The sequence below is a fragment of the Cellulomonas citrea genome (genome assembly GCF_009829685.1).
Classification (GTDB): Bacteria; Actinomycetota; Actinomycetes; order Actinomycetales; family Cellulomonadaceae; genus Cellulomonas; species Cellulomonas citrea.
Genome location: NZ_VWSD01000157.1, coordinates 1 through 6,651, shown reverse-complemented (window position 1 = coordinate 6,651; position 6,651 = coordinate 1). Strand labels below are relative to the sequence as shown.

Sequence of the window (6,651 nt, the reverse complement as noted above, 5' to 3'; positions counted from 1 at the left end):
CGCCCTGCGCGCGGCGCGCGGCCCCGTCGCGGTGGCCGACGTGCTCTGGCCGGACCGCGACCAGCTCGACCGTGCCGTCGCGTCGTTGGCGGCCGACGGTCTGGTCGACCCCGTACGGCTGCCGGACGAGACACCGGCGGTGCGGCTGCCCGACGGCCCGTGAGCCCAGCGGGCCGGGTGGTTCAGAGCTCGAGCAGCATCCGGGTGTTACCCAGGGTGTTCGGCTTGACCCGTGCCAGGTCGAGGAACTCGGCGACCCCGTCGTCGTGGCTGCGCAGCAGCTCGGCGTAGACGTCCTGCCCGACGGGGGTGCCCTCGATCGGCGCGAAACCGTGCGCGGCGAAGAAGTCGACCTCGAACGTCAGGCAGAACACCCGGGCGAGGCCCAGCTCCCGGGCTCGTTCGACGAGGGCGGCCAGCACCGCGTGCCCCAGGCCGTGGCCGCGGTGCGCCGGGTCGACGGCCAGGGTGCGCACCTCCGCGAGGTCCGACCACATGACGTGCAGCGCCCCGCAGCCGACGACGACCCCGTCGAGCTCGACGACGAGGAACTCCTGGACGGCCTCGTAGTAGGCCACCCACTCCTTGGCGAGCAGGATGCGTCGGGCTGCGTAGGGCTCGACCAGGTCATGGATCGTGCGCACGTCCCTGGGCAGGGCCGGGCGCACGCGGAGGTCACCGGTCACGGCGAGCCAGGCTAGTCCCCCGCCGCCCCGCACCCGATCTGGCGCCCCCGCCCGCCCCCACCACGGCTGCCCAGCCCGGTCGGGCTCAGCGGCCAGCAGCCACCTCCGGGTCGATCACGACAAGACTGGTCACTTCCTCCGACGACACGCCGTCGTGCCCGCACCAGGTGACCAGTACCGGGCTGGGATGCGCCGAGCAGAGAGCGCCCGGAGGCTCAGGCGCCGGACGCCGTCCGGCCGGCGCGGTGGGCCCGTTCGATGAGCCTGGTCGCGGTGCGCTCGTCGACGACGAGGTCGGTCATCACCCCGGCCCGCAGGGCGGCGAGCAACGGCCCGACCTTGTTGTCCCCGGCGACGACGGCGACCCGGCGAGGGATCCGCTGCAGCTGCTCGGGCGTGGGCCCGGTTGCCCGGTCGTTGAGCGCCACGTCCCGCCAGGACCCGTCGGCGCGCAGGAAGACGGTGCACACGTCCCCGACGACGCCCTGGGCCTTGAGCTCGGCGATGTCGTCGGCGTCCAGGTACCCGGCGGCGTACACGTGGCTGGGCACGGACCCGGTGACGGCGCCGATGCCGAACAGCGCCACGTCGGCGCGAGCCTGGACGTCGAGCACGCGCCGGATGGACCGCTCGCGCCACATGGCGGCCTTGGTCTCGGGGTAGTCGAAGAACGCCGGCACGGAGAAGTGGTGCACGGCGGCGCCGAACGCGGTGCCGAAGGAGGAGATGAGGTCGCTGGCGTAGTCGATGCCCGAGGTGCGCATGTTCGCGGCCCCGTTGAGCTGCACGACGGCCGAGCCGCGGGTGGCCTTGGGCTGCAGGAACCGGGAGACGGCGGCGAGCGTGGTCCCCCAGGCGACACCCATCACCATGTCGGAGTCGAACCAGGTGGCGAGCAGCCGGGCGGCGGTCATCGAGACCTGGTCGAGCCGTTCGACGGGTGCCGCGGAGTCCGGCACCGGCACGACGTAGGCCTCGACACCGAACTCGGCCCGGATGCTGCGCCCGAGCCCGGGTGCCCGGGTGGACGAGGGGCGTAGCGAGATCTCGACCAGCCCGGTCTCGCGGGCGCGTTTGATCAGCCGGGACACCGTCGAGCGGGAGGTGCCGAGGTGCCGCGCGATGACCTCCATCTTGAGGTCCTGGAGGTAGTACATCGAGGCCGCCCGCAGCACGTCGGACTCTCGTTCCACGCCGCCTCCCGTGCCGACGTCCGGGGCTTTGGGCCCTTGCGCGCTGCACATTCGTGCAACCCGGTTGCGCACTCGTTCGCGCCATGTCGAGGATAGCCCGTCGCCCCACGAGAGCGACGAACCGAGCTGAGGAGAAGCAACGATGCGGACCGCTCCCTTGACCGTGCAGGCACGGACCGACGCCCTGGCAGCCCTCGCGGCCAGCACGGGCAGCGGTCGCGAGCTCGACGTCCTGGTCATCGGGGGTGGTGTCACCGGTGCCGGGATCGCGCTCGACGCGGTCGGACGTGGCCTGTCGACGGCGATCGTCGAGGCCCAGGACTGGGCGTCCGGCACCTCGAGCCGCTCCAGCAAGCTGGTCCACGGCGGGCTGCGCTACCTCCAGATGCTCGACTTCAACCTCGTGCACGAGGCCCTCACCGAGCGCGACCTGCTCATCAGCTCGCTCGCACCGCACCTGGTCAAGCCGGTCTCGTTCCTCTACCCGCTGGAGAACCGGGTCTGGGAGCGCGCGTACGTCGGCGCGGGCGTCGCGCTCTACGACACCCTGGCCAGCGCCACCCGTCGCAAGCGGGCCATGCCGCTGCACCAGCACCTGAGCCGCAAGGGCATGGAGCGGATGTTCCCCGACCTGCGGCACGACGCCGCGATCGGCGCCATCCGGTACTGGGACGCCGCTGTCGACGACGCGCGCCTGGTCGAGACCCTCGTGCGCACGGCCGTCAGCTACGGGGCGCACGCCGCCAGCCGCACCCAGGTCGTCGACCTGGTGAAGACCGCGGGCGGGGCTGTCACCGGCGCCCACCTGGTCGACCTGGAGACCGGGGATCAGATCGAGGTGCGGGCACGCGCCGTCATCAACGCGACCGGCGTCTGGACCGAGCAGACCGAGGCCCTCGCCGGCACCGACGGCGGGCTGCGGGTGCTGGCCAGCAAGGGCATCCACATCGTCGTGCCGCGCGAGCGCATCCAGGGCCGCACCGGGCTGATCCTGCAGACCGAGAAGTCCGTGCTGTTCATCATCCCGTGGTCCCGCTACTGGGTGATCGGCACCACCGACACCCCGTGGAAGCAGGAGCTCGTGCACCCGGTCGCCACGGCGGCCGACATCGACTACGTGCTCGAGCACGCCAACGCCGTGCTCGCCAAGCCGCTGACCCGCGAGGACATCATCGGCACCTGGGCCGGGCTGCGGCCGCTGCTGCAGCCGGGCACCAAGGAGGGCACCAGCTCGGCCAAGGTGTCCCGCGAGCACACCGTCGCCTCGCCGACCCCGGGCCTCACGGTCATCGCCGGCGGCAAGCTCACCACGTACCGCGTGATGGCCAAGGACGCGGTCGACTTCGCGATCGGCGCCCGTGCGCAGTCGCTGCCGTCGATCACCGACAACCTGCCGCTGGCCGGTGCCGAGGGGCTCGCCGTCTTCCAGCGCAAGGCCCGCCAGATCGGCGAGCGGTGGGGCTGGGACTCGTTCCGCATGGACCACCTGCTGCACCGCTACGGCTCGCTGCTCACCGAGCTCGTCGACCTCGTCGAGGCCACGCCCGACCTGGCCAAGCCGCTGGTCAACGCCCCGGCGTACATCGGCGCGGAGATCGTCTACGCCGCCAGCCACGAGGGCGCCCTGCACCTGGACGACGTGCTCATGCACCGCACCCGGCTCAACTACGAGCAGGCCGACCGCGGTGTCGGGGCGCTCGAGGAGATCGCCGCGCTCATCGCGCCGGTGCTCGGCTGGGACGCCGAGCGCACCGCCACCGAGATCGCGACCTACCGCTCGCGTGCAGCCGCCGAGGAGCAGGCCGAGGACCAGCCCGACGACGCCGCCGCGGAGAAGGTGCGTCTGGAGGCCACCGAGGTCGCCCCGCTGCGACCGCTCGGCGCCGTCGGCGCCTGACCAAGAACTCCCCGGGGCCCTGACCCCGGGGGAGCAGTGACAACGACGTCCAGAAAGGCTCGACTGTGGACTACTCGATCGTCCTCGCCGCCGAGACCGCACCCATCACGCTCAGTGATGCGCTCATCTCGGAGTTCCTCGGCACCGCCATGCTGCTGCTCCTGGGTGCCGGGGTGGTCGCCAACGTGATCCTGCCCAAGACCAAGGGGGCCGGCGGCGGCACCCTCATGATCAACTGGGGATGGGGCATCGCCGTCTTCGCCGGTGTCTACGTCGGCTACAAGTCGGGGGCGCACCTGAACCCGGCCGTGACCCTCGGCGTCATCGCCTCGGGCGCCAAGGAGTTCGTGCCCGGCGTCGACGCCTCCGCGCTCAACGCCGTGCTCTACATCGTGGCCCAGACGGCCGGTGCCGCGGTCGGCGCCGCGTTCGCCTACCTCGCGTACAAGAAGCACTTCGACGAGCAGGCCGACCCGGCCGTCAAGCTCGGTGTCTTCTCGACCGGCCCTGAGCTGCGCTCGTACGGCTGGAACTTCGTCACCGAGGCGATCGCGACCTTCGTGCTCGTGTTCGTCATCCTCACGTTCGGCAAGTCCCCGAGCGGCCTCGGCCCGCTCGCCGTCGCGCTGCTCGTGGTCGGTATCGGCGCCAGCCTCGGTGGCCCCACGGGGTACGCCATCAACCCGGCACGTGACTTCGGTCCGCGCATCGCGCACGCGCTGCTCCCCATCAAGGGCAAGGGCAGCTCCGACTGGGCGTACTCCTGGGTCCCGATCGCGGGTCCGCTGGTCGGCGGCCTGGTCGCCGGTCTGTTCTCCAAGGTCTACCCCGGCTGACCTCGTCCCCCCTCATCTGAAAAGGACTTCTCATGGCTGAGCAGTACGTGATGGCGATCGACCAGGGCACCACCAGCTCGCGGGCGATCATCTTCGACCACTCCGGCTCGATCGTCGCCGTGGCCCAGAAGGAGCACGAGCAGATCTTCCCGCGCGCGGGCTGGGTCGAGCACGACCCCAAGGAGATCTGGTCCAACGTCCGCGAGGTCGTCGGACAGGTGCTCGGCAAGGCGAGCCTGACCCACCACGCCATCGCCGCGGTCGGCATCACCAACCAGCGCGAGACCGCCGTGGTCTGGGACCGCGAGACCGGTGAGCCGGTCTACAACGCGATCGTCTGGCAGGACACCCGCACCCAGAAGATCGCCGACGACCTCGCCGCGCTCGGCGGCGGCGCCGACCGGTACAAGGAGCGGGTCGGCCTGCCGCTCGCCACCTACTTCTCCGGCCCGAAGATCCGCTGGATCCTGGACAACGTCCCGGGTGCCCGTGAGAAGGCCGAGGCCGGCAAGCTCGCGTTCGGCAACACCGACTCCTGGGTCGTGTGGAACATGACCGGTGGGCCCGACGGCGGCGTGCACGTCACCGACGTCACGAACGCCTCGCGCACCATGCTCATGAACCTCGACACCCTCACCTGGAACGAGGAGATCGCGGCCGAGATGGGCGTGCCGCTGTCGATGCTGCCGGAGATCCGGTCCTCGTCCGAGGTCTACGGGGTGGACCGCAAGGGCGGCCTCATCCCGGGTGTGCCGATCGCGGGCATCCTCGGCGACCAGCAGGCGGCCACCTTCGGCCAGGCCTGCTTCGAGCCGGGGCACGCCAAGAACACCTACGGCACCGGCAACTTCATGCTGCTCAACACGGGCAAGGAGCCGATCCAGTCGAAGAACGGCCTGCTCACCACGCTCTGCTACAAGATCGGCGACGCCGCCCCGGTGTACGCCCTCGAGGGCTCGATCGCGGTGACCGGCTCGCTCGTCCAGTGGCTGCGGGACAACCTGGGGATCATCTCCTCGGCCCCCGAGATCGAGGCCCTGGCCGCGAGCGTGGAGGACAACGGCGGCGCGTACTTCGTGCCCGCGTTCTCCGGTCTGTTCGCCCCGTACTGGCGCTCGGACGCCCGCGGTGCGCTCGTCGGGCTCACCCGGTACGTCAACAGGGGCCACATCGCCCGCGCGGCGCTGGAGGCCACGGCCTTCCAGACCCGCGAGGTGCTCGACGCGATGAACGCCGACTCCGGCGTCCCGCTCGCCGAGCTCAAGGTGGACGGTGGCATGGTCGCCAACGAGGCCCTCATGCAGTTCCAGGCGGACATCCTCGGGGTGGACGTCGTGCGGCCCAAGGTCGCCGAGACCACGGCCCTCGGTGCCGCGTACGCCGCCGGTATCGCCGTCGGCTTCTGGAACGGCGAGCAGGACGTCATCGACAACTGGGCCGAGGACAAGCGCTGGAGCCCGGCGATGGAGTCCGGTGAGCGCGACCGGCAGTACCGGCTCTGGAAGAAGGCCGTCACCAAGTCGTTCGACTGGGTCGACGACGACGTGAAGTAGTCCCCGCACCGGCGAGGCACCTGGCCGCACGGCGCACCCCCGCCGATCTGCGAGGCTGGGGCCGCACCCCGTCGGGAACCCTGAGGGCGACCTGGGCGTTGGGCGTGCGGATCGACTCGGAGCAGTCCCGGAGGCAGGTATGGCGGCAACACTCGTGGCGCGCGGCGTCGTGGCGGGCTACGGCGGTGCGGCCGTGCTGGACGGCGTCGACATGACGGTCGGCCCCGGCGACGCGGTCGGGCTGCTCGGTGCCTCCGGTGTGGGCAAGTCCACGCTGCTCGCCGTGCTCGGCGGCGACCTGCCGGCCACGCTCGGCTCGATCGCCTTCGAGGGGCACCGGGTCTACAAGCCGGCGCGGCGCGACCGCAAGATGCTGCGCGCCCGGCTGCGCACCGTGCACCAGAACGGGCTCGCCGGTCTGGACCCGACGCAGAACGTCGAGCGCGCCGTCCGCGGGGCGCTCGACGAGGCGCGGGCCGCCGGCCG

General features: G+C 71.6%; 6 protein-coding genes. 4 read left to right on the top strand and 2 right to left on the bottom strand.

Going from position 1 to position 6,651, the window contains the following annotated elements:
• Window positions 1-182: 182 nt before the first annotated feature.
• Both F2B26_RS13720 and F2B26_RS13715 read right to left on the bottom strand, forming a co-directional pair.
• Window positions 183-686 carry an amino-acid N-acetyltransferase gene (locus tag F2B26_RS13720; RefSeq protein WP_159810303.1) on the bottom strand — a complete coding sequence of 168 codons (504 nt, stop codon included), beginning with the start codon at window positions 684-686 and terminating at the stop codon, window positions 183-185.
• 215 nt (window positions 687-901) lie between these two features.
• Window positions 902-1,930 carry a sugar-binding transcriptional regulator gene (locus tag F2B26_RS13715; protein ID WP_159810301.1) on the bottom strand — a complete coding sequence of 343 codons (1,029 nt, stop codon included), beginning with the start codon at window positions 1,928-1,930 and terminating at the stop codon, window positions 902-904.
• A 91-nt stretch (window positions 1,931-2,021) separates the two neighbouring features.
• Here F2B26_RS13715 and F2B26_RS13710 point away from each other — a divergent pair, with 91 nt between their 5' ends.
• From F2B26_RS13710 to F2B26_RS13695, 4 genes are all read left to right on the top strand, one after another.
• Entirely contained in the window at window positions 2,022-3,776 is a 1,755-nt protein-coding gene (locus F2B26_RS13710; protein ID WP_159810299.1) for a glycerol-3-phosphate dehydrogenase/oxidase, read from the top strand.
• Window positions 3,777-3,925: 149 nt separating this feature from the next.
• Window positions 3,926-4,612 (top strand): MIP/aquaporin family protein, encoded by a 687-nt coding sequence (locus F2B26_RS13705; RefSeq protein WP_159810305.1) that lies wholly within the window; start codon window positions 3,926-3,928, stop codon window positions 4,610-4,612.
• A 32-nt stretch (window positions 4,613-4,644) separates the two neighbouring features.
• Window positions 4,645-6,165, top strand: coding sequence for a glycerol kinase GlpK (gene glpK / locus F2B26_RS13700; RefSeq protein WP_159810297.1), 1,521 nt, complete (start codon window positions 4,645-4,647; stop codon window positions 6,163-6,165).
• 139 nt (window positions 6,166-6,304) lie between these two features.
• The coding region (locus F2B26_RS13695) for an ATP-binding cassette domain-containing protein (protein WP_159810295.1) at window positions 6,305-6,651 on the top strand (347 nt) is incomplete at its 3' end.